This is a genomic window from Streptomyces sp. NPDC060000, assembly GCF_042737375.1.
In the GTDB taxonomy this organism is placed as follows: domain Bacteria; phylum Actinomycetota; class Actinomycetes; order Streptomycetales; family Streptomycetaceae; genus Streptomyces.
Genome location: NZ_JBHWUU010000001.1, coordinates 148,840 through 170,102, shown reverse-complemented (window position 1 = coordinate 170,102; position 21,263 = coordinate 148,840). Strand labels below are relative to the sequence as shown.

The window sequence follows — 21,263 nt, the reverse complement described above, 5'->3', positions numbered from 1 at the left end:
GGTCGGCGCCGTGAACGTTTCTGCCTGCTTCCTGCCTGGAGCCCGTCTGCAGGTGCTGCTTGGCTGGTGAGGGCGGGGAGGACGGGCCGCCGTCCGCCCCTCTCCGCCGGTTTTCGTACAGGTGGGAAGGAGGGCCAGGTGGCCCTGGTGCTGACGACTGCTTCGGTTCCCGACACGGAGCGACTCGCGTACTGGCGGGACGCGCTGGGCAGGGCGCTGGTGCCGATGAACGTCACCGCTCGGCACGACGGCCCGTTCGACGGCCGGGTCTCCACCGAGCGGCTGGGATATCTGCGCATCTCCACGATCGAGGCCGACGCGCAACGCGTGAGCCGCACACCCGCGCATCTCACCGGAGCCCGCGGAGCCGCGGCCCCGGCCGTGGACCAGGTGGCGGTCGGCCTCCAGACGGCGGGTACGGCGACCCTGATCCAGGACGGCCGGCGTGCCTTCGTGGCCGAGGGCGACCTCGCGGTCTACGACACCGGGCGGCCGTACTCCTTGGATTTCCCCCGGCGCTTCGCCACCCGGGTCGTCCACATGCCCCGGCGGGCGCTCGGCCTGACGGAGGAGGACCTGCGCCGGGTGACCGGGACCGCGATCACCGGGCGGGAGGGGTTCGGCGCCCTGCTGGTGAACTTCCTGACCTCGCTGACCGCCTCGGTCCCGCCCTGCGCCCCGGCCGTCGCCGCCAGGCTGGCCACGGGTGTCGTGGACCTCTTCGCCACCCTGGTCGACGAGCGGACACGGGACGGCGCGGCGCCCGTGGCGAACCAGGGAGACCACCTGGTCCAGCGCGTCCGCGACCACATCGACCGCAACCTCGCCGAGCCGGGCCTCTCCCCGCAGACCGTCGCGGCGGCGCACCACATCTCCGTGCGCTATCTGCACCGGCTGTTCGAGGGCGAGGGCGTCACGGTCGCCCGGCTGATCCAGCAGCGCCGTCTGGAGCGGTGCGCCAGGGAACTGCACCGGGCCCACGCCACGGCACCCACGGTGTCGTCGGTCGCCCAGCGCTGGGGATTCGCCAACCCGGCCCACTTCAGCCGGGTCTTCCGCGCCGCGTACGGGCGCTCCCCACGCGAATGGCGCGAGGCCCGGCACGAGCTGCTCCCGACCGGTTGACCCGGCCGGGCCACCGGTCGGCCCGTGCACGGTCGGGACCGGCTCACGTCACCCCGAGGATCGGCTTCGGCCCGATGCCCGGGTGCACAGGAGCACCGTCCCGGCGATCGTGACCGCCCCCGCGCCGACGGCGCACATGCCGCCGCGGGAGCGCCAGGACAGTACCGAGCCGGTCGAGTGGCCGGACAGCACCGAGCCCGCGCTGAGCCAGGAACCCGCGGAGACGAAGGACACGGCGGAGCCCACGGACCCCAAGGACAGAAAACTGCCGACGGAGCCGATGGAAAGGGAACTGCCCACGGAGCCGATGGAGAGGAACGAGTCGACGGAGCCGATCGACAGCGCCGAGTTCTTCGACCACAGCGAACGCCAGGAACCGTCGGCGCCTGCGCCAGTGGTCACGGCCCGCGCCACTGTCCTCGCTCCGGATCTCGTACTGGAATCCGTCATGCTCCGATCATAGGAGTGGACGGGTCAGGACGGCGGCCAGTCGCGGTAGGCGATGCGGGCCCGGTCGTGGATTTCGCCGGTGGTGCCCCACTCGTTGCGGCCCAGCCGGGACAGGGGTCGCAGGCGCCGGATGTCGGGGTGTCCGTCGACGACGACATCGCCGCGCACGGCCGCGTGCACGACCTCGCCGAGGACCAGCGTGGAGTTACCGATGCCGAGCGTGGAGTGCAGCCGGCACTCCAGAGCCACGGGCGAGGCGGCAACGCGGGGCGGCCTCACCCGCAGCGACGGCTCCCGCTCGATGCCCACCGCGTCGAACTCGCCCTCGTCCGGGGGGAAGTCGGTGCCGGTGGCGTTGATCTGCTCGAAGAGCGGCTCGGAGGCGAAGTTTACCACGAACTCACCCGTGGCCTCGACGTTGCGCAGCGAGTCCTTGCGCCCGACGGAGGTGAACTGGACGATCGGCGGATCGGTGCAGGCGACGGTGAAGAAGGAGTGCGGGGCGAGATTGGCGGTCGTGCCGTCCGCCGCCAGGGTCGACACCCAGGCGATCGGCCTGGGCACCACCACTGCGGTCAGCAGCCGGTAGAACTCACTGACGTCCATGGCCCGGGGATCGAAGTCGATGCGCATGCCGATCAGTATCCCGCGCCGAGCCGCAGACGATATCACCAGGTCAGCGGCATGGCGCAGCCGTGAGTGCCGAGGAAGGTCCCGGGTGTCGGAAGGATCCGGACCCTGGAGCCGACAGAGCAACGCCCACCACCACCGGCCTGTCCCCGTGTACGACTTCGAGGTCCCCGCACAGGCCCGACGCGGCCAGATGCCATCGGCGGGTACGGCCCGTCTCCCGGGCGGATACGGCAGCGGTTCGAGGGTGTGATCCGGCGGTTCCGGGCCGTCAAAGGGCGGCGCGCAGGGACATCTCGGTGTCGCGCTGTTGTCTGCGGACCCGGATCGCCTTCCAGCCGTCGGGCGGTTCCGGGCCGACCTGGTAGGCGATGTCCGGTTCGCTCGCCCGGCGGGTGGCCTCGCAGACCCGCACCTGCCCCTGGGGGGCGAGCGCCAGCAGGCGGAAGCATCTGTCCGCCACCTCCCCCGTCACCCTCGGGGCGGTGTCCGTCTCTCCGGCATGGAACAGCAGGTAGGCGTCTCCGGTGGCCACGGCGACATGGAGGCTCGCCTGCGTGGCCGAGGCCACGGGCCCGGGTCCGCAGGTACGGGCGGTGAGCCGGTCACGCATCGCGAACGCCGCCCGTACCGCTCGGGCCGCGTCGTCCTCACCCGTCTCGGAGTGGCCGAACAGCACCGAGAAGACCGACCCGGCCACATGCCCTGCCGTCCCGCCGAACCGTTCGCCTTCCTCTCGGACGGCCTTCTCGGCCTCCCACAGGTCGTTCTGGACGCTCAACGGGTCGTGCCCCTGGCCTTCCAGGGCGTAACGCACCCACACGAGGCTGATGCGTCTGTGCTCCGTGGTGAACTCGCCGACGCGGCGGGGGTGGGTGGCGGCCTGCTCGCGGACAGCGGTGAGGCCGGCACGGGCCGGGGCAGGTGCCGGGCGGGTGCCGTCGGTCCTGGGCGAGGGCGCCGTACGGCTCGGCTCGGGGCGGCGCGGCGGGTCGAGTTCCGGCGCGTGTTCGAGGATCGCCTGCTCCAACTTCCGCATGCCAGGGGTTGGTTCGAGACCGTACCGCTCGATCAGCTCGGCCCGGATGTGGCGGTAGGCGGCGAGCGCGTCGGTCTGCCGGCCGCAGCGGTACAGGGCCAGCATGAGCTGACAGCTCAGCCGCTCCCGCGTCGGTGCGGCGGCGGCGGCGGCCTGCAGTTCACCGAGGACCGTCTGGTGGCGGCCGCGCGCCAGCTCGGCCTCGAAGAGGTCCTCCAGGGCGTTGAGGCGGGTGTTCTCCCATGCGGTCAGCTCCGGCCAGGGCAGACCGGCCTCGACGAGATCGGCGAGGGCGGCTCCCCGCCACAGCCCGAGGCCCTCCCGCAGTACGCGGGCCGCGGACTCGTAGGACCCGGCCGCCACCTCGGCGTGTCCGCGTTCCACCGCCCGGCGGAAGCGGAACAGGTCGATCGCCTCGGCGGAGACGCGGAGCCGGTAACCCGGGGCGTCGGTCGTCAGCGCCACTTGCCCGCCGGAGGTGTGGCCGGGGCCGGCGCCGGACGACAGGGTCTGGCGCAGGTCCCGTACCGCGTTCTGCAGCATCTTCCTGGCGGTGAGCGGGGTGCCGCCGGGCCACAGAGCGGCCAGCAGCCTGCTCGTGGGCACCACGCTGTTGGCATGGATGAGCAGATGGGCGAGGGCGCCCCGTTTGATCACTCCGCCCAAGGGCACCGGCACCCCGTCGTCGATCACCGTCAGGGGGCCGAGCAACTGGAACTCCACGGAACCTCACCTTCTGTCTGGATGCGTGTCCCCGTGTTCGTCAGTGGTCTCGCCGGGCGCTTCGGTCATCGCGAGCAGCAGGAGTTGCATGCGATTGGTGATCCCTGTCTTGGCCCGGACGCGACGCATGTACGTGTCGACGGTGTGCGGACTGAGCCCCAGCAGACGCGCCGCGGAGTGGTAGGTGTGGCCTTCCAGGACGCAGGCCAGTACCTCGCGTTCGCGGTCGCTCAGCGCGTTCAGCGGATGACGGTCGGACGACCTCATGACGGTGAGCGGCCTGACGGTCGACGGTTGCCTACCTGCGTCCCCAGCCCGTGTCGCCGTTGCCCGAGGGCGTGTCGCCGGTGCTGATCAGGGCCGCGCCGTCCATGGAGGCGGTGCGGACGTGTGTGGCCCGCGGGGCCGCGGCCCGGACCTCGGTCGGCTGCGGGGCCGCGCTCAGGACGAGGCCGAGGGCCATCGCGGCGATCACGGGTACGGCGGCGAAACGGGAGGACGTCTTCATGTGTGGGGCTCCGGTGAAGTCCGTTGGGGCTGATGTCTCGATGATGGTCCTGGAGTGGATCACGCACCATGCGCCGCTCTGCTCACCAACATGCCGGGCAGCAAAGCGAGGGGTGGCCGTAAGGGGCGAAAGGAAAGCATCCGGGCATTGCTGCGGGTGCCGGGTTCAGGGGGTGGCGTGGAGCACGAGAAGCAGCAGTGGGCAGGGGGGGCTGGCGCCGGAGAGTGCGCAGGTGTGGCTCGCGGGGGCGTAGAGGATCTCCCCCGCACGCAACCGCAGTTCGACGCCCTGGCGTTCGGCATCGCGGTGTTGGCCGCCCTGGTGTTCAGCGTCCCGTCGGCCCGGAGGCTCGATGCGGCAGCGCACCCCGCCGCGCAGGGGCAGGATCAGGATGTCGGCGCCGAAGCACTCGACGACGAGTGCCTTCCCGGCGGGCAGCACGCGCGTGAAGGCGTCGACGGCGTAGCCCATCAGGTGGCCGAGGCCGACGGCCAGCCGGTGCGCGCCCGTCCCGTGGGGCGCGGGCTGCCAGTCGGTGTCCGCCTCGCCGCGATCGACGTCGTCGCCGTACGCGGTGCCGTGCAGGACGGGGAGGACGGCGTGGGCGTGTTCGGGCCAGACCACCGCGGGGCTCCGGTCCTGATACGCCGACAGGCACAGCGCCACGTCGCGGAGGAGGAGTTCCCAGTCCGTTGCGGACACCCACTGTCCTTCGTTGTCCGGATCGCTTCGCGTGACCGCAGTGGAAACACCTTGCATCCTCACCGTTGGGGGAACCGGTCCACCAGTCACGCCTTCCCGGTCCCGCGAAGGCGTGACAACTGCGAAGGGGCCCCTGGCTACCGGGCCGTCTTCGGGGCGTCGGTGTCCGGCCCGTCCTCCTCCTGGTCCAGCAGTCCGGCCTGGGCGGCGAGGACTCCGGCCTGGAACCGGCTCACCGCGCCGAGGGTGTCCATGATGTCGGCTACGTGCTTGCGCGTGGTGCGCAGCGACATGCCCAGCCTGCGGCCGATCGTCTCGTCCTTGTGGCCCGCCGCCAGTAATCGGAGGATCGTTCCGTCCAGCTCTTTGGCGACCGATTCCAGGCCGTCGACGGCGGCGTCCGAGAAGGGCCGGGCGTGGGCCCACTCGTTCTCGAACACCGAGCAGAGATAGCCCACGATGGACGGCTCCCGCACGATGACCGCCCCCAGACCGCCCTCCCCGTCCGGGATGAACGCCACTTCCCGGTCGAAGACGATCAGCCGGCCGAACGGATCGTGGACGGTCCGGTACTCGGCGCCCATGCCGGACAGCACCGCCACGTATGCCTGGCTGGGCGCGTTGAACCGGGCCGTGTGGTGGTAGATCGTGCGCATGCCCACTCCCCGGGCGAGCAACGCCGTGTCACGGCTCATCGCCTCATGCAGTACTTCCGGCGCCCGCCTGCCGCCGGGCTGGCTGCTCAGGACCTCCCGCCGGCACTCGTTGGAGGCACGGTTCAGGGCGGCGCGGACCTCGTCCAGATGCGAGACGGCCTCGATGCTTCCCAGGTGATGGCGCCTGCCTTCGAGGAAACGCGTGCGCAGCCGGTCGAATTCGACACTGATCTGGTTCAGCTGGCGCCGCTGTTCCTGCAGGGACTCCTGGATCGGGGCGGAGAGCGCGGCGGCGGCAAGGTCCGGGTCGACCGGCAGCAGGAGCGCGGGGTCCTGCGGATGGGGGCGCAGCAGACCCAGTTCCTTCAGTCTCCCGACCACCGCGTCCAGTTGCTCCTCGGACAGTTCGAGCTCGGCCTGGACGGCCGGCCGTCTCCGGTCCACCTGCTGGTGTTTCAGCGCGTAGGAATAGACCAGCACTTCGCTCTCACTGAGGTACGAGGCGCTGCGGGAGTCGGCTTGCCGAGGCAGGTTCACGAACACCCCTCGCGTGCGCGGCAAGGGTGGGAAGGGAGCGCCGACAAACCGTCGGACGAGGGTGCAACGCCTGGCAGTCGGTCTCTCAACAGCATCTTGCTTCCTTCTCTCTACCGGGGAGTGCGGTGAGAAGCACCCTCGCGTGGTAGATGATCGCCGTCACCCGGAGGTTCACTCGGACAGCAGCCTGGCCAGCGCCGCCGCGTGACCGGCGAAGGCGAGCTCACCCGGAGTGTCGAGCACCTGCCAGCCGGTGGTCTCGGGCTGCGGCACCGCCTCGGGCAGGCTCCCCGCCTCGCGCACCGGCAGCAGAGCGAAGACCTCCAGGGTGTCCCCCGTGGAGCGCACGTCGAAGAGGCGGACCCGGCCCGGATCGGCCACCAGCCCCGTCTCCTCCCGGAGCTCCCGTACGGCGCCTTCCTGCCAGGTCTCGCCCACCTCCACATAGCCGCCGGGCAGCGCCAGCCGGCCCAGCGCGGGCTCGATCCCCCTGCGCACCGCGACCGCGCCCAGCCGGCCGGACGCGGTGGCCACCGGCTGGAGGGCGATGGCCACCGGCAGGGGGTTGTGCCACTGGGTCTCCCCGCAACCGGGGCAGTCCCTCGGCCATCCGGCCCCTTCGGCGCAGGGTGCTCCGCAGTACGGACAGTGTGTGACACGGCGTCCGCGTGTGTACCCCATGGGGTTTCCGCCCTCTCGTCGTACGGCAGCACACGCGCCGCCGGGTGGGCCTACCGCCAGGCTCTTCCGGACACTCCGTACACATGCCAGAAGTCCGGTGTGCGCATGAGCTCCGGTGCGGGTGCGCACGGCCCGGCTCCGGTCTCGCGGACCACCAGATTCGGCAGGAACAGGTCATCGGTGAAGCGGAGAGCGGGTTCCTGGAAACCGGTCCCGAGGTCCCGGAGGATCCCGACCCGCTCAGGGCTGAGGTCGCGCGTCCACATCAGCAGTTCCCTGCCCGGCAGGTGTTCCAGGGCGAAAGCGGCGAGGTCGGCGAAGATGTCGTCGGTCGTGGCCTCGCAGTCGACGATGGTGGTGGGGGTATGGCCGTCGTCCGTGTCGACGGCGGCCCGGTGACCGATGAGGAAACCCCGCAGCTCGTCGTCACCCACTTCGAGGTGGAAGTAGCGGGCGAGCGGATTGGCCGCTCTCCACCGGAAGTAGTCCGCGTTGCGTGCCACCTTTATGCCGGAACTGTGCGGCAGCCGACGGACGAGGCCGGCCATCGCCTCCGCGTCCGGCGCGGAAACCGCCCGCACCACCTCCCCCGAACGCGCACCACGTGCCGCGGGAAGCCGGGACCAGGGGCTGTCCTCCTCGAACAGCGCCGTCTCGCGCATGAGGACCGCCTGCCCCCAGGGGCCTATCTGGGTCCACCCGGCCATGATCATCGCCGGTGTGGCGTACTGGTCTCCGAAGTCCAGCAGCCACGGCACCCCGTCCGCCTCCAGCCGCTTCGCCACCTCGTCGGTCATCGCCAGGAAGAGAGGTCCACCGCGGTGCTCCAGCGAGACGATGGTGTCGGTGAGGCACGGCAACATGTAGGTGCGGCCCTCGTGTTCCCAGAGTGAGCCGAAGACACCGATCATGCCGACGATCTCGCCCCGTTGGCGGGCGACGACGATGTAGCGGTGGTCCAGGTACGGGTTGTCGCGGTACTTCCAGTGGAAGTACCGGGTGTTCCCCTCCGTACCGCCGAACCACAGCGAATCCTGGAAGACGACCACGTCCGCCAGGTCCTCCGCCCTGTACGAGCCGATGGTGATGTCGGGCGCAAGCCGCTCAACCGTCACGGCGATCTCCTTCTCCTGCTTCTTCCTGCGCTGCGAAACGCCCCTGAAGGGCTCGTATGTCGATCTTTCCGTTGGGGCTGACCGGCATCGGGTCGGCCTCCGCCCATGAGACCGGAAGCATGTAGGACGGCACCTTGTGCGCCAGTGCCGCCTGCAGTTCGACCGGGGAGAGGTCGGTGCCGGGGGTGAGGCAGTACGCCGCGCAGATGCGCGGCTGCCCGGTGTCGCCCGGCACGGCGACGATCACGCCCGCGGCCACCCCCGGCACGGTGTTGAGCGCGGTCATGACCTCGTCGAGTTCGATGCGATAGCCGTTGACCTTGACCTGCCGGTCGGCGCGACCATGGAAGTGGAAGACGCCGTGCGCGTCCTGTGATCCGAGGTCACCGGTGCGGTAGGCCCGGTGACCCGACCCCGGCGGAAACTCGACGAAGGCGGACGCCGTCCGCTCGGGGTCGTTCCAGTACCCGGGCCCGACACCGGTACCGCCGATGACGATCTCGCCGACAGCCCCCTGGGGCAGCGCAGCGAGGTCCTTGTCGACGATCGTGACCGACTCTCCGGGAATGATCGTGCCGATCGGCAGCGGCGTCTTCTCGCAGGGCGCGGCGTCGAGCGTGTGGTAAGTGCTGGCGATCGCCGTCTCCGTGGTGCCGTACACCCCGGTGAGCTGTGCGTCCGGGAGCATCTGCTGCCAGTGCAGGGCGTCGCGGGGTGGGAACACCTCCCCGCCCCACACGATGCGCCGCAGGTCGGGCAGGGGACGCGACGACAGAACGTCGTATCGTGCCATCGCCGACAGCACCGACGGCACGGTGTTCCAGTGCGTCACCCGGGACGTCCGCAGAAAGTCCGCCAGGGTCGAGGGGAGGAGACCGGCCGCCGGCGGCACCAGGTGGAGCTGGGCTCCGCAGGTCAGCGCGCCGTAGACGTCCCACAGAGTGAAGTCGAAGTGCAGTTGCAGGTGACAGGCCACCCTGTCGTCGGCGGACATCCCGAAGTGGGTGTTCGCCCACCGCACGAAGTGGCCGATCGACCGGTGGGTGAGTGACACACCCTTGGGTTCCCCCGAGGACCCCGAGGTGAAAAGGATGTAGGCGATCGCGGAGTCGTCCGCCCCGGGACCCAGCGGGGCGGAAGAGGCGGAGGCCACCGCCGCCGCGTCCACCACGGGCCGATGCGCCGCGTCCTCGTACGTGCCCTCGGGGAGGCACAGCCCCGTCACGACGTCGGACGTGACGCCGGCGAGCAGTTCCGGGAGCAGCTCGGTGCGTACGTCGCCGGCCAGCAGCCAGCACGGGCCGGTGCGCCGGACGATGCTGAGCAGCCGTTCGACCGGTGACCCCGTGTCCATGGGGACACACACGCCACCGGCCTTGAGCACCCCGAGTACGGACACGATCGCACGGGCGTTCTTCGGCGCCAGCAGGGCGGCGCGATCACCCGGGCGGAAGCCGCGGGCACGCAGCGCCCGGGCCAGCCGGTTGGACCGCTCGTCGAGTTCGAGGTAGGTGAGGCGTTCGTCGGCGCAGACGACGGCTACCGACCCGGGGGTCTCGGCAGCCTGGGAACTGACGGATCTCTCCAGGCGACTCATGGGCATTCCTTCCTGGTTACGATGGTGTGCGCGTTCCCACGGGCACGGGGTCGGCGGCGGGCCGTTCCACGAACAGCAGGGCCGATCCGTCCGGCAGAGCGAGGGCGCCGGGGACTCGCGCGGCGACGGTCTCCTCGTACTCCCCGTCACGCAGGCGTGTCCCTGCCACGGAAACGCCGCCGCTGGCGTCGCGCACCCACTGCCCGGCTCTCGCCGCCCGCACCAGCTCGCGGGTGGCGCGGCCCAGCCGCACCCCGGCCACGTGCGGCAACACGCTCAGCCGTATCCGGCCGTACGCCGACACGTCCGCGGTGAACGTCACGTCCGGCGCTTCCGTCAGCTCCAGCAGCAACGCACGGTACGGGCGCAACGCGGCGGCGTCCCGGGCGACGACGACGAGACGTCCGGTGCGCAGTTCCTCCCGCGGGAGGGCGCCGAGCGCCGTGGCCGCGATGTGCAGCACCCGGCTGACGGCGGGCACCAGCCCCTCGTCCGCCGGAAGTTCGTCCTCGACGGGCCAGGGCGCCGCGTGGACGGTACGGCCACCGGTCAGTCCGCACCAGATCCGCTCGGTGACCAGGGGCAGCAGCGGTGCCATCAGCCGGCACAGCAGTTCCAGGGCGGTGCGCAGGGCCGCGATCGCTTCGCTGTCGCCGGCGGTGAGACGGGCGCGGGTGAACCGGATGCAGGTGTTGGCGAGCAGGTCCGCCTGGTGCCGCAGCACCGTGCACGCCTTCGCGAAGTCATGGCTGTCCATCGCGGCGGTGACCGTCGGGATCAGGGCGCGCGTCGTCGCCAGCAGATAGCGGTCCAGGACGTGCCGGGGCCGTGCCGGGGCCTGCCCCGCGACCGGGGCGGAGGCGTCGCACAAGGTGAGGAGGCGCCAGGCGTTCCAGAGCGGCAGCACCACCTTGCGCAGGGCCTCTCGGCTGCCGGCCGCCGAGACGGCGACGTCCTGCGCGCGCAGCAGTTTCGAACTCATCAGGTACCAGCGCAGCGCGTCGGACCCGTGCCGGGCGAACACCTCGTTGACATCGAGGTAGTTGCCGCGCGCCTTGGACATCGCCTGTCCGTCGTCGCCGAGAACCACGCCGAGTACGGTGCAGTGCCGGAAGGCCGGACGGTCGAAGAGTGCGGTGGAGACGACGTTGAGGTAATAGAACCAGTTCCGGACCTGCGGGTAGTACTCCGAGGTGAAGTCCCCCGGGAAGTTCTGCTCGAACCATTCCGTGCGCTCGAAGGGATAGTGGACCTGCGCGAAGGGGAAACACGCGGTCTCGAACCAGTTGTCCAGCACTTCGGGGACACGGCGCATGACGGCCCGGCCGGAGGGGTCGTCGGGGTTCGGGCGGGTGAGGGTGTCGATGAAGGGGCGGTGCAGATCCCCGGGCCGGACGCCGAAGTCCTTTTCCAGTTCGTCGAGGGACCCGTACACGTCGATGCGCGGGAAGGCCGGGTCGTCGGAAATCCAGACGGGAATCGGCGTACCCCAGAAGAGGTTCCGTGAGATGTTCCAGTCGCGGGCGTTCCTCACCCAGTCTCCGTACTGCCCCTCGCGTATGTGCTCCGGCCGCCAGGAGATCTCCTGATTGAGTTCCAGCATCCGCTCGCGGATCCGGGTCACACCCAGGAACCAAGTAGGCAGGGACTGTTCGACCAGCGTCGTGCCGCACCTTCGGCAGTGCGGCCGGGGCAGCGTGTGCCGGCGCCGTCTCAGCAGGAGTTCCCGCTCCTCGAGAGCGGTGACGACGGGAAGCGCCGCGTCCAGCACGGACAGGCCCGCGCACAGCGGGGCGTCGTCGGTGTACCTGCCGCGGCTGTCGGCCGGTCGGGGGCCGGTGATGCCGGCGGATCCCGCCACGGCGTGGTCGCGCTCGCTGAAGCAGGGGGTGACCGCCAGGGCGCCGGTGCCCTGGTGCGCGTCCACATGGTGCGCCCCGATGACCACATGGGCCCCCTGACCGGCCCCGCGGACGTCGAACAGGGGCCGATAGGACCGCCCCACGAGTTCGGCGCCCTTGACGACGGCGGTGATCCGCCCCGGCGCACAGTCCCGGTAGGCGTCGACACGGGCGTACGACAGGAAATAGCGCCGGCCGCCGGGGCTCTCCAGCAACGCGTAGTCCGCGTCCGGACGGACGGCCACGGCGGCGGTGCCGGGCAGCGCCCAGGGCGTGTCCGTCTCGACGAGGAGCAGCTCGCCGCCGTCCAGCGGGATGCCCACCACCGCGGTGGTGCCGGGGACCGGGCGCTTGGTGTCGTTGCCGTCGAGCCGCCCGCTCACCTCGGACTTGGACACCGGGGCCTCGCACCGCCCGCAGTACCAGGACACCGAGTCGCCATGGTGGACGAGTCCCTGGTCCCACAGGCGCTTGAAGGCCCACAGGACGCTCTCCATGTAGTTCAGGTCATGGGTCCTCACGTCCTTGTCGAAGTCGACCCAGCGGGCCTGGCGCCTGATGTACTCCTGCCACTCCCCGGTGTGCCGCGCGATGGCCTTGCGGCAGACGTCGTTGAACCTCTCGATGCCGATCTCGTCGACATCGGACTTGGTGCGGATACCCAGTTCCTTCTCCGCTTCCATTTCCACCGGGAGCCCGTGCGACGTCCATCCGAAACGACGCTCCACATACCGGCCCCGCATGGTCTGGTAGCGCGGTACGACGTCCTTCACGTACCCGGCGAGAAGGTGCCCGAAATGAGGCACTCCGATGGCGCACGGAGGGCCGTCGTAGACGGTGAAGTCGGTGCTTCCCGCAGGTCTCGGTTCGATCGCCTCCCGAACGATGTCGTTGTTCTCCCAGTACTGGAGGACTTCGGATTCGAGGTCGGCGATGGGCATATGGGCGGGTGCCGTGCCGGCCCAGGCGGAAGGGGCATTCAAGAACCCGTGCATGGGGCGCACGTTAACAATCGAGTCGGAAGTGCCGGGTAATTGGCCGGGAATCGCGGCGAATTCGCCCGGTGCCGTCGGGGTTCCCCGGCAATTCCATGGCCGCCGTTAGCTTGTTCGCCGTGCTGAGTCGAATTCTTCCCGTCCCGGGACCGGGCCGCGTCCTGGCTGTCGCCACGCTGCTCATGACCATGGGCCAGGGCGCGTTCATGACGTGCTCGGCCCTGTATTTCACCACCGTCGCAGGTCTGTCCGTCGCGCAATGGGGGCTGGGTCTCACCATCGCCGGAGCGGTGGGCCTGTTCGCGGGCATACCGCTCGGGCACCTCGCGGACCGCAAGGGGCCGCGCGGGACCACCGCGATACTGGTCGCCCTGAACGGGGCGGCGGCCGCCGGATACCTCTTCGTCGGCACCTTCGCCCAGTTCCTCCTCGCGGCCAGCGCCTTCATCGTGCTGGAGCGGGGCAGCCGGGCGGCCCTCCAGGCGGCCATCGCGGGCACGCTGAGCGGCACGGACCTGGTGGCCACCCGGGCCTATCTGCGGTCCGTCACCAATGTGGGGCTGGCGGTGGGCGCCGGCCTCGCCGGTGTGGCACTGCAAGTGGGTTCCCCGGCGGCGCTGCGCACCGTCCTCGTCCTGGACGCCGCGGGCTTCCTGCTGTCGGGCCTGGTGATGACCGCTCTGCCTCCCATCCCGCCGAGCCCGAAAGCGGCGGGAGAACCCCGGCTGGCCGTCCTGCGCGACCGTCCCTTCGTCCTGGTCACCGCCCTCAGCGCTGTTCTGGCGCTGCACGCCGTGCTCCTGGAGCTGGTGATCCCCCTGTGGATCGCCCGTCACACGGACGCCCCACGGTGGATGGTGACCGTCCTGTTCCTGCTCAACACGATCAGCGTGGTCACCTTCCAGGTACGGATCGCCAAGGGCGTACCGGACCTGACCCACGCGGTACGCGCGATCGGACTGGCCGGGTTCGTGCTGGCCGCGGCGTGTCTCCTCTTCGCGGCCTCTTCCACACACACCGCGCTGCTCTCGGCGGTGTTCCTCGTACTGGCCGGAGGCGTCCACGCCTACGGGGAGATGATCTTCTCGGCGGCGGCGTGGACCATCGGGTTCGGCCTCGCCCCCGCCCATCGGCAAGGCCAGTACCAAGGCTTCTTCTTCACCGGCTACGCCGTGGCGATGATGATCGCCCCCACCTTTCTGACCGTCGTCGTCATCGAGGGCGGGGCCCTGGGCTGGCTGGTTCCGGCGGTGCTGTTCGTCGCGGCCGGCCTTGCCCTGAGGCCGGTCGTCGCCCGGGCCGAGCGGGACCGCCTCGCGGCGGCCATGACCCCCGGCGGGCTGACCCACCGACCCAAGGAGTAGGCAATGGAACAGCCCACCCACGCAAGCCCGGGAGCCCGGAACGCGCCCCCCTCACCCGGAGCCGCTCCGAGGACGCGGGAGGCCGTGACCCACGGGAGCTTCCGCGCGTCACCGTCAGACCCGCACGTCGCCGCACGAGAGGTGCTGCTGGGCGGCGGAACCCGCCTGCCCGGCCCGGACGTGTCACACACTCAGGACCACGGACCCGCCGAGAGCGACACCCTGCACCGGGAGGTGAGCGAGCAGCTGTGGCACCGGGGACTGGCCGCCGTCCAACTGGACGCGCCGCTGGCCCACGACCGGTTCCTCGCCCTCGGTGACTACCTGGGCACGGCGATTCCGGAGACGGACCCCGCGGTGCTGCACTACGTCGAGGACGGCATCGTCCTCAACCTCCGCAGCGAGCACGCGCCCACGGCGGACATGTCGTTGCAGCCCTTCGCCAGGAACCCGCTCTCCCTGCACTCGGAGAGCAGCGGTACCGCGCTGGCGAAGCAACCCCGGTACATCGTGCTGATGTGCGTCGACCCCGGCGACGACGCGGAACACGCCGTCACGGTGCTCGTCCCCATGCAGGAGGTGGCGCGCAGGCTGGCGCCGCGCACGCTGGAGCTGCTGTCGCACACCCGCTACCGCGACCGCCCCGAGGTCCCGCCGATCGCCCGACGCGTCGACGGCCACTGGGTGCTCTCCTTCCGTGACTTCCTCGGCCAGGAGCTCCAGTGGACGCACTCCGGGGACGACACCGACGCGGAGTCGGTCAACGCGGCTCTGCGTGAACTGCTGACCGCCATGTACGAGCCCGAACAGGCGGCGGGAGTGCGGTGGCGCCGGGGACTCCTCGTCGTGATCGACAACACCTACTACCTCCACGGCAGAACAGCCGGCCCGGTGGCGCCGCCGCGCAGGCAGCGGCACCTCAAGCGCCTCCGTATCCGCTGACCCGGCCATGCTCACCGCCCCTCTACGCGAGAAGCCGATGAGACTCTTCGATTCCGTCCCGAGCCCCCGACCTTCGCACGTGCCGCACCACGCCAGGGAGACAGCGGCGCGCGCGCCGAGTCCCGGCGGCATGACGAACACGTTCGCCACCCACGTCGACGAACGCGTCCTCGACGTCTACGCCCGGGCACGGGAACCCGACAACCCCATGGAACTGCGCGACCTTTGGCTGGGGCGCGTGGAGCACGAACTGGGCGGCCACGCCCGGCACCAGGCGCTCGCCGAGCGTTGGCGGGACAGCCGCCGTCTGCGCTCGGTCCAGCCGGACGAGGTACTGCGCTCCAGGGCGACGGTCCGGTTCGTCAAGGAACTGTTCAACTGGTACTTCCGCGACGACCTCTACGGCGACCTCAGGGACAGCGCCCGCTACATCCTCTCCAGCGGCTCCGTGGAGGAGGAACGGTGGGGGCTGCCGCAGAGCCTCAAGGAATGCATCCGCTACGCCCTCGACCGCGACTGGTACGGCTACTCCGACCTGCGGGGCCGCGCCCCGGTGCGCGAGGCGATCGCCGCCTACGAGAACGCCAGGGTCGCCGGCGTTCGCTACGGCCCGGAACACGTGGCCATGACCATGGGCGGCACCTTCGCGGTCAGCAGCCTGGCGGACTTCCTGCTGCACGACCGTACGCCCGCCGCGTCCCCCGCGCTGTGCGCGATACCCAACTATCCGCCGCTGGTGGAGACGGTTGCCCGTCGGCACGACACACGTCTGGTGCCGCTGCCGAGCGAGAACGGCCTCACCTCCCTCGAACCGCTCATCGCCGCCCTCACCCCCGACACCCCGCTGGTGCTGCTGCAGACCGTGGGCAACCCCACCGGTGCCGCCGTGCCGGAGGAGGCGCTCGCGCGACTGATCCGGGCCGCCTCTCCCTCCACGGTCATCATGCTCGACGAGTGCCACGAATGGCTCGGGACCTACGAGCAGCGGTCCTCCGCCCGCGCCGCGTCCAACGTGGTGCGCGTCTCCAGCCTCTCCAAGACCTGGTCGGCCCCGGGGGTGAAGGTCGGCTGGTTCCTCGCCGACCCGGCCTTCATCGCCGAGTACCACGAGCACGCGTCCTCGTCGTTCGGCGGACCGTCCTCGTTCTTCTACACGGTCGTCGAAGTGCTGGCCCGTATGGAGCGGTGGCTCATCACCGGGGTGGACACCCCCGGACCCGCCGAACTCAAGGAGTTCGAGGAGTCCTACGGACTCGGCCTTGACCGACTGCGCCATGCCTACCGCGGCTACCGCACGGAGCGGCTCCGGCGGACCGAGGATCTCACGACGCTGCGTGACGCGACCACCGTCCGCCTCGCCGAGCTGCCCGCGCGCGTGCTGCCACCGCGCTTCTCCATCAACACGACCGTGGAGCTGCCCGGCTGGGACGACTCCTACCGCTGCTTCCGCGACATCCTGCGGGAGACCGGGGTGTCCCTCTTCCCGGGCATCCTCACCTTCGGATTCTCCGGCGCGGTGATGCGGGTGACCACAGCGCGCCCCTGGGAGGAGCTGGCCCCCGCCTTCGACCGGCTGGGCGCCCATCTCAGCGCCGCGGCAAGCCCGCTGACGACCACTCTCGACCGAGGCAGGGACTCATGAGCACATGGACGACACCGGGCGGCGGCCACAAACTGGTCCTCGGCATGGTGCATCTGGCCCCCCTGCCCGGCACCCCCTTCCATGAGACCGGCACCCTTCCCCGCATCCTGGACACCGCGGTCGCCTCCGCGCGGGCCCTGTACGAGGGCGGCGCGGACGGATGCCTCATCCAGACGGTGGACCGTGTCTACAGCGTCGCCGACGAGTCCGACCCGGCGCGCACCGTGGCCATGGGGCTGATCACACGTGCCGTGGCCGACGCGACGGGCGAGCGGTTCCGCGTCGGCGTGCAGCTCATGCGCAACGCCAGCAAGGCGTCCCTCGCGGTGGCGCGCGTCGCCGGGGGCGACTTCATCCGGGCGGGTGCCCTGGTGGGACAGACCCTCACCGCCCACGGCATGGTGCGTCCCGATCCACTGGAGGTGATGACGTACCGCCGCTCCATCGGTGCCGAGGGCGTCGGCGTCGTCGCGGACGTCGACTCCATGCACTTCAGATGGTTCGGCGGGGACAAGACCACGGCGGAGGTGGCACGCGCCGCCCGCAACGCCGGGGCCGACGCGGTGTCGCTGTCGCATCCGGACGAGCGCACGGCGCTGGAGATGATCGCGTCCGTCCGTGACGCGGCGCCCGGTCTGCCGGTCATCCTGGCGGGCCACACCAACCACGACAACGCCGCGCGGCTGCTCGCCGCAGCGGACGGGGCGTTCGTGGGCACGTGTCTGGAGAGCGGCGGCTGGGGCGGCACGATCGACGTCGACCGCGTACGCCGTTACGTCGACATCGTCCGGGGCGCGGAACAATGACCGATTCCGTACCGGGCCGGGGCCGGCCCGCGGTGCGGGCGATCGCACCGCGCCCCGAGGTGATGCTGCGCCAGGCGGAGGCCCTCGCCGACGACATCCGCACGCACGCCGGCGCCTTCGACGAGCAGGTGCGTTCGCTGCTGCCCCTCGCGCGCCTGGCTCGGACGGAGTCCGTGGTCGTCGTAGGGGACGGGGACTCCTACCATGCCGCCCGCGCCGTCGAGTTGGCCTTCGCGTCGCTGGCGGGGGTGGACTGCCGCCCGGTGAGCGCGCTGCCCTTCACCCACTATCCGCCGCCGGAAGCGTCCCGCCCGCCGCACACCGTGCTCACGATCGCCCTCTCCGCCTCCGGCCGCACCCCGCTCGTCGTCCGGGCGGCCCAGCAGGCACGCCGGGCGGGGGCGACCGTGGTCGCCGTCACCGCGACGCCCGCGAGTCCGCTCACCGAGGCCGCCGACGCCTCCCTCCTGGTCGGCCTGCCCGGCCAGGAGCCGTCACCCGGCGTGCGCACCTACCAGGCCAGCCTGCTCGGCGCCCTGCTGATCGCGGTCCGGCTGGGACAGGCGCGGGGACGGCTCGACCTGGACCGGGCCGACGCCCTGCGGGGTGAACTTGCCGGACTCGCCGGGGCGGTGGAAGAGACCGTCCGCGCCGTCGGCGGACCGTGCCGGGAGCTCGCCGACCGCATCGCCGACGCCCCGGTACTGGCCGTGCTCGGCAGCGGGCCCTCCTACGGAACCGCCCTCTACAGCGCCGCCAAGGTGATCGAGACCTCCGCGGTGTTCGCCGCCGGGCAGGATCTGGAGGAGTGGTGTCACGTCGAGCGGTTCGCCCGCCCGAGCGACATGCCGGTCTTCGTCGTGGCACCGCCCGGACAGTCGTCCCGCCACGCCGGCCAGGTCGTACGGCAGGCCGCCGTCCTGGGACGGCGGGTCGTCGCCGTCGCTCCCGCGGAAGACCTCCCCGGTGCCTCCGAGAGCTGGGCGGAACTTCCCGTACACGGACAGGTGCGGGAGGAGTTCTCCCCGCTGCTCTACCACCTCTACGCCGCCCCCCTCGCCTGCCATCTCGCACAACGCCTCGACCGGACACCGTTCGCGGCCGGCCGGCCCTCGCCGCCGTAGCCGCGGGCTGTGCCACAGGCCGGCCGGCGCGAGTGCCCCCGGCCCCACCGATATCGACCACGACCCGAAGGACCACCGTGAGCGAGACGACGCACGGCCTGCCCACCGAGCAGGTCATCGAAGCCCTGACCGAGGAACTGCACAGCCGCACCCCCGCCGAACGAGAGGCCAAGGCGGTGGAACTGCTGTCGGTCCTCGGCCTCGCGAAATCCGCCGCGGTCCCCCGCCCCGAGGAACCCGGCACCCGCTCCGCACCCCTGCTGATCTGCGACTGGGCCGCCGACCTCGGCCTGGACGGCACCACCCAGCAACTGGGCATCGACGTCGCCCCCGGCCCCACCCGGGTGTCGAAGACCGCCGACGCCACCGGACGGTCCCTGCTGTCCAGCGGGCACATGGGGGCCGACATCCTGCACATCCCCGCCCGGAGCGGCTTCGCCCCGCACACCCACCCCGGAGACCACTTGCTGTTCGTCCTGGCCGGCACCGGCACCATCACCGTCGCCGGGGAGATCGTGGAAACCCGCCCGGGCCAGGTCTACATGGTCGAGGGCGCCGTCACCCACGCCGTCGGCGCGGTCACCGACCACATGATCCTGTCCGTGGGCGCCCCGCACGAGCACCTGGACAGCCCCGAGCGGCAGGAGCTGACCGCGTACACCGCCCTCCTCGGCGACCTGGGCGACATCACCTGCCGGCTCTGCGACATCCGGGCCTCCAGCGGCGAGGAGCTCGCGGCGAAGGGCTGCCCGCACTCCCCGCACCGGTTCGGGTGAACCGTGACGCCACCGGCCCCCACCGACTTCGACCGTGCCCACACCTACCTGGGCAAGCCCCTCACCGAGCCGCTGACGCCCTGGCCGACGGTGCTGTCCCGCCTCGACCACCACGCCCGGGTACGGCCGGACGCACCGTTCCTCACCACACCGACGCCCGACGGGGACACCGTCACGCTCACCTACGGCGAGGCCGACGCGCTGAGCCGGCGGCTGGCGGGATGGCTGCGCCGCGAGCCGGCCGTCCCGCCCGGTCGCACCGTGGCCCTGGCACCGGTCAACGACGCGGCGTCGGTCCTGGCCGTCCTCGCGGTGCTGCGGGCCGGCTCCCCCCTGCTCCTGCTCAACCCGCAGGACCCCGCAGGCCGCCGGCGGGAGCAGGCATCGGCGGCCGGGGCCGACCTGATCCTGCGGCCCGCCGCCGTCGCGGCGGACGCCCTGCCGGAGGCCGTTGCGCTGCCCGATCCGCACACCCTGGACAAGCGGGTCGCCCCGCCGCCCGGCACCCGGTGCGACCCCGCCGACGATGCCCTGTTCTTCGCCACCTCCGGATCGACCGCGGCGGGCAAACTGGTGGCCCAGTCGCACTACGCCGCCGCGGTCAACGCGGAGGCCCTGCGCCGCCACCACAAGCTGCGCGCGGGGGACCGGGTGCTCGGCTGCCTGCCCATCCAGCACGTCAACGGACTGCACTTCACCGTGCTCGGCGTCCTCGCCGCCGGCGCGCACGTCATGCTCGCCCCCGGTTTCGACCCGTTGCGCTACCCGCGGCTGGCCGAGCGTTTCCGGCCGCGGATCGCGAGCGTCGTCCCCAGCGTCCTGGAGGCCCTCGCGGAGACCTGGCGGCGCCCCGGCCTGCCCGCCGGTTTCGACTACTTCGTGTCCGCGGCCGCACCCCTCACCGCGCGCACCGCACGAGCCGTACGGGAGCGGACCGGGGCCCGCGTGCTCCAGGGTTACGGGCTCACCGAGACGGTGAACTTCTCCACGACACTTCCGCCCGACCTCTCCGAGGATTCCTACCGGCGTCTGCTTCTGGACGCCGACATCCCGTCCATCGGTACAGCCCTGTACGGCAACGAGGTCGCGGTGCTCACCGCGCGGGGAGAGCGGGCGGCGCCGGGGGAGGAAGGCGAGATCTGCGTGCGCGGGCACAACGTGATGACCCGCTACCAGGGCAACGAGCAGGCCACGGCCGAAGCCTTCGCCGGTGGATGGTTCCACTCTCAGGACCTGGGCACGGAGATCGTCGACCCCGACACCGGAAGGCCGTTCGTGGTCGTCACCGGAAGGATCAAGAACATCGCCAAGGTGGGCGGTGAGGCCGTCTCCCTGGACGAGGTGGACCGAGTGCTGCGGGCCGTGCCGAGGCTCCGCGACGCCGCGTCCGTGGCGCTGCCGCATCGTTTCCTCGGTGAGGAGGTCGTGGCGGCCGTCGTACCGATGCCCGGCGCCGACGCGGTGGGCCAGGCGCGCGACGCACTGTCACGTGCCTTCCGGCCCACCTGCCGGCCCAGCCGGATTCTCGTCCTCGAGGCGATCCCGAGGACCGCCACGGGAAAGGTGATCCGCCGTGAACTCGCCGCACGGATCACCGCACTGCCTCCGCGTCCCGAAACCGTCCCGCCCAGCAGGAGCACCCAGTGACTGAGACGACACCCATCGCCGGCCGCGTCGCGCGGATCTTCAGAGAGGAACTGCACATCGACGTGCCGGGCCGGGACACCGAACTGATCGAGGCCGGCCTGCTCGACTCCGTCGGCTTCCTGCACCTGTTCGCGGCCCTGGAGAAGACCTTCGGCATCGGCGTGACGGCCGGCGACCTCGATCGGGACCGCTTCCGGTCGGTGAACGCCATCGCGGACTTCGTGGCCGCCAAGCTGTCCGCCGACACCGTGACGGCCACCCCGCGGACCTGACCGGGACAGACAACGGAGACAGAGGAGTTGG

At 71.3% G+C, this 21,263-nt stretch carries 20 protein-coding genes; 9 read left to right on the top strand and 11 right to left on the bottom strand.

Features of this window, described 5'->3' with window-relative positions; translation table 11 throughout:
* Positions 1-138: 138 nt before the first annotated feature.
* A complete protein-coding gene (locus ACFWBB_RS00745; RefSeq protein ID WP_385264979.1) occupies positions 139-1,125 on the top strand; it encodes a helix-turn-helix domain-containing protein in 987 nt (328 codons plus the stop codon).
* A 48-nt stretch (positions 1,126-1,173) separates the two neighbouring features.
* Here ACFWBB_RS00745 and ACFWBB_RS00740 read toward each other — a convergent pair whose 3' ends face one another.
* The 11 genes from ACFWBB_RS00740 to ACFWBB_RS00690 form a co-directional block, all read right to left on the bottom strand.
* The gene (locus ACFWBB_RS00740; RefSeq protein WP_385264977.1) at positions 1,174-1,527 is read right to left on the bottom strand and encodes a hypothetical protein; all 354 of its coding nucleotides are present in this window, start codon (positions 1,525-1,527) and stop codon (positions 1,174-1,176) included.
* Between the two features lie 72 nt (positions 1,528-1,599).
* Positions 1,600-2,208 (bottom strand): flavin reductase family protein, encoded by a 609-nt coding sequence (locus ACFWBB_RS00735; RefSeq protein WP_385264974.1) that lies wholly within the window; start codon positions 2,206-2,208, stop codon positions 1,600-1,602.
* A 268-nt stretch (positions 2,209-2,476) separates the two neighbouring features.
* A complete protein-coding gene (locus ACFWBB_RS00730) occupies positions 2,477-3,967 on the bottom strand; it encodes a BTAD domain-containing putative transcriptional regulator (RefSeq protein ID WP_385264971.1) in 1,491 nt (496 codons plus the stop codon).
* Between the two features lie 6 nt (positions 3,968-3,973).
* On the bottom strand, positions 3,974-4,234 hold the full coding sequence (locus ACFWBB_RS00725) for a response regulator transcription factor (protein ID WP_385264969.1): 261 nt from the start codon (positions 4,232-4,234) through the stop codon (positions 3,974-3,976).
* 31 nt (positions 4,235-4,265) lie between these two features.
* Positions 4,266-4,475 (bottom strand): hypothetical protein, encoded by a 210-nt coding sequence (locus tag ACFWBB_RS00720; protein ID WP_385264966.1) that lies wholly within the window; start codon positions 4,473-4,475, stop codon positions 4,266-4,268.
* A gap of 165 nt (positions 4,476-4,640) precedes the next feature.
* Positions 4,641-5,177, bottom strand: coding sequence for a hypothetical protein (locus tag ACFWBB_RS00715; protein WP_385264964.1), 537 nt, complete (start codon positions 5,175-5,177; stop codon positions 4,641-4,643).
* 137 nt (positions 5,178-5,314) lie between these two features.
* On the bottom strand, positions 5,315-6,370 hold the full coding sequence (locus ACFWBB_RS00710) for a response regulator transcription factor (protein WP_385264962.1): 1,056 nt from the start codon (positions 6,368-6,370) through the stop codon (positions 5,315-5,317).
* A gap of 171 nt (positions 6,371-6,541) precedes the next feature.
* Positions 6,542-6,925: an NUDIX domain-containing protein gene (locus ACFWBB_RS00705; protein ID WP_385264959.1), complete on the bottom strand. Its 384-nt coding sequence runs from the start codon at positions 6,923-6,925 to the stop codon at positions 6,542-6,544.
* A 176-nt stretch (positions 6,926-7,101) separates the two neighbouring features.
* Positions 7,102-8,166 (bottom strand): GNAT family N-acetyltransferase, encoded by a 1,065-nt coding sequence (locus ACFWBB_RS00700; RefSeq protein ID WP_385264956.1) that lies wholly within the window; start codon positions 8,164-8,166, stop codon positions 7,102-7,104.
* Complete coding sequence (locus tag ACFWBB_RS00695) at positions 8,156-9,763, bottom strand: amino acid adenylation domain-containing protein (RefSeq protein WP_385264954.1); 1,608 nt, start codon at positions 9,761-9,763, stop codon at positions 8,156-8,158. Before ACFWBB_RS00695 ends, ACFWBB_RS00700 begins: the two co-directional genes overlap by 11 nt.
* Before the next feature lie 16 nt (positions 9,764-9,779).
* Positions 9,780-12,659: a class I tRNA ligase family protein gene (locus ACFWBB_RS00690; RefSeq protein WP_385264951.1), complete on the bottom strand. Its 2,880-nt coding sequence runs from the start codon at positions 12,657-12,659 to the stop codon at positions 9,780-9,782.
* Between the two features lie 119 nt (positions 12,660-12,778).
* Between ACFWBB_RS00690 and ACFWBB_RS00685 the strand changes: the two genes are divergently transcribed.
* The 8 genes from ACFWBB_RS00685 (at position 12,779) to ACFWBB_RS00650 (ending at position 21,232) form a co-directional block, all read left to right on the top strand.
* Entirely contained in the window at positions 12,779-14,023 is a 1,245-nt protein-coding gene (locus ACFWBB_RS00685) for an MFS transporter (RefSeq protein ID WP_385264949.1), read from the top strand.
* An 84-nt stretch (positions 14,024-14,107) separates the two neighbouring features.
* The gene (locus ACFWBB_RS00680) at positions 14,108-14,965 is read left to right on the top strand and encodes a TauD/TfdA family dioxygenase (RefSeq protein WP_385264946.1); all 858 of its coding nucleotides are present in this window, start codon (positions 14,108-14,110) and stop codon (positions 14,963-14,965) included.
* A gap of 130 nt (positions 14,966-15,095) precedes the next feature.
* Entirely contained in the window at positions 15,096-16,607 is a 1,512-nt protein-coding gene (locus tag ACFWBB_RS00675; RefSeq protein ID WP_385264943.1) for a pyridoxal phosphate-dependent aminotransferase, read from the top strand.
* Positions 16,604-17,413: a BtpA/SgcQ family protein gene (locus tag ACFWBB_RS00670; RefSeq protein ID WP_385264940.1), complete on the top strand. Its 810-nt coding sequence runs from the start codon at positions 16,604-16,606 to the stop codon at positions 17,411-17,413. Before ACFWBB_RS00675 ends, ACFWBB_RS00670 begins: the two co-directional genes overlap by 4 nt.
* The gene (locus ACFWBB_RS00665) at positions 17,410-18,537 is read left to right on the top strand and encodes an SIS domain-containing protein (protein WP_385264938.1); all 1,128 of its coding nucleotides are present in this window, start codon (positions 17,410-17,412) and stop codon (positions 18,535-18,537) included. The genes ACFWBB_RS00670 and ACFWBB_RS00665 overlap by 4 nt, the downstream gene beginning before the upstream one ends.
* A 77-nt stretch (positions 18,538-18,614) precedes the next feature.
* Positions 18,615-19,313 carry a cupin domain-containing protein gene (locus ACFWBB_RS00660; RefSeq protein ID WP_385264935.1) on the top strand — a complete coding sequence of 233 codons (699 nt, stop codon included), beginning with the start codon at positions 18,615-18,617 and terminating at the stop codon, positions 19,311-19,313.
* A 3-nt stretch (positions 19,314-19,316) separates the two neighbouring features.
* Positions 19,317-20,960 carry a class I adenylate-forming enzyme family protein gene (locus tag ACFWBB_RS00655; protein WP_385264934.1) on the top strand — a complete coding sequence of 548 codons (1,644 nt, stop codon included), beginning with the start codon at positions 19,317-19,319 and terminating at the stop codon, positions 20,958-20,960.
* Complete coding sequence (locus ACFWBB_RS00650; protein ID WP_385264931.1) at positions 20,957-21,232, top strand: acyl carrier protein; 276 nt, start codon at positions 20,957-20,959, stop codon at positions 21,230-21,232. Before ACFWBB_RS00655 ends, ACFWBB_RS00650 begins: the two co-directional genes overlap by 4 nt.
* Positions 21,233-21,263: the final 31 nt, after the last annotated feature.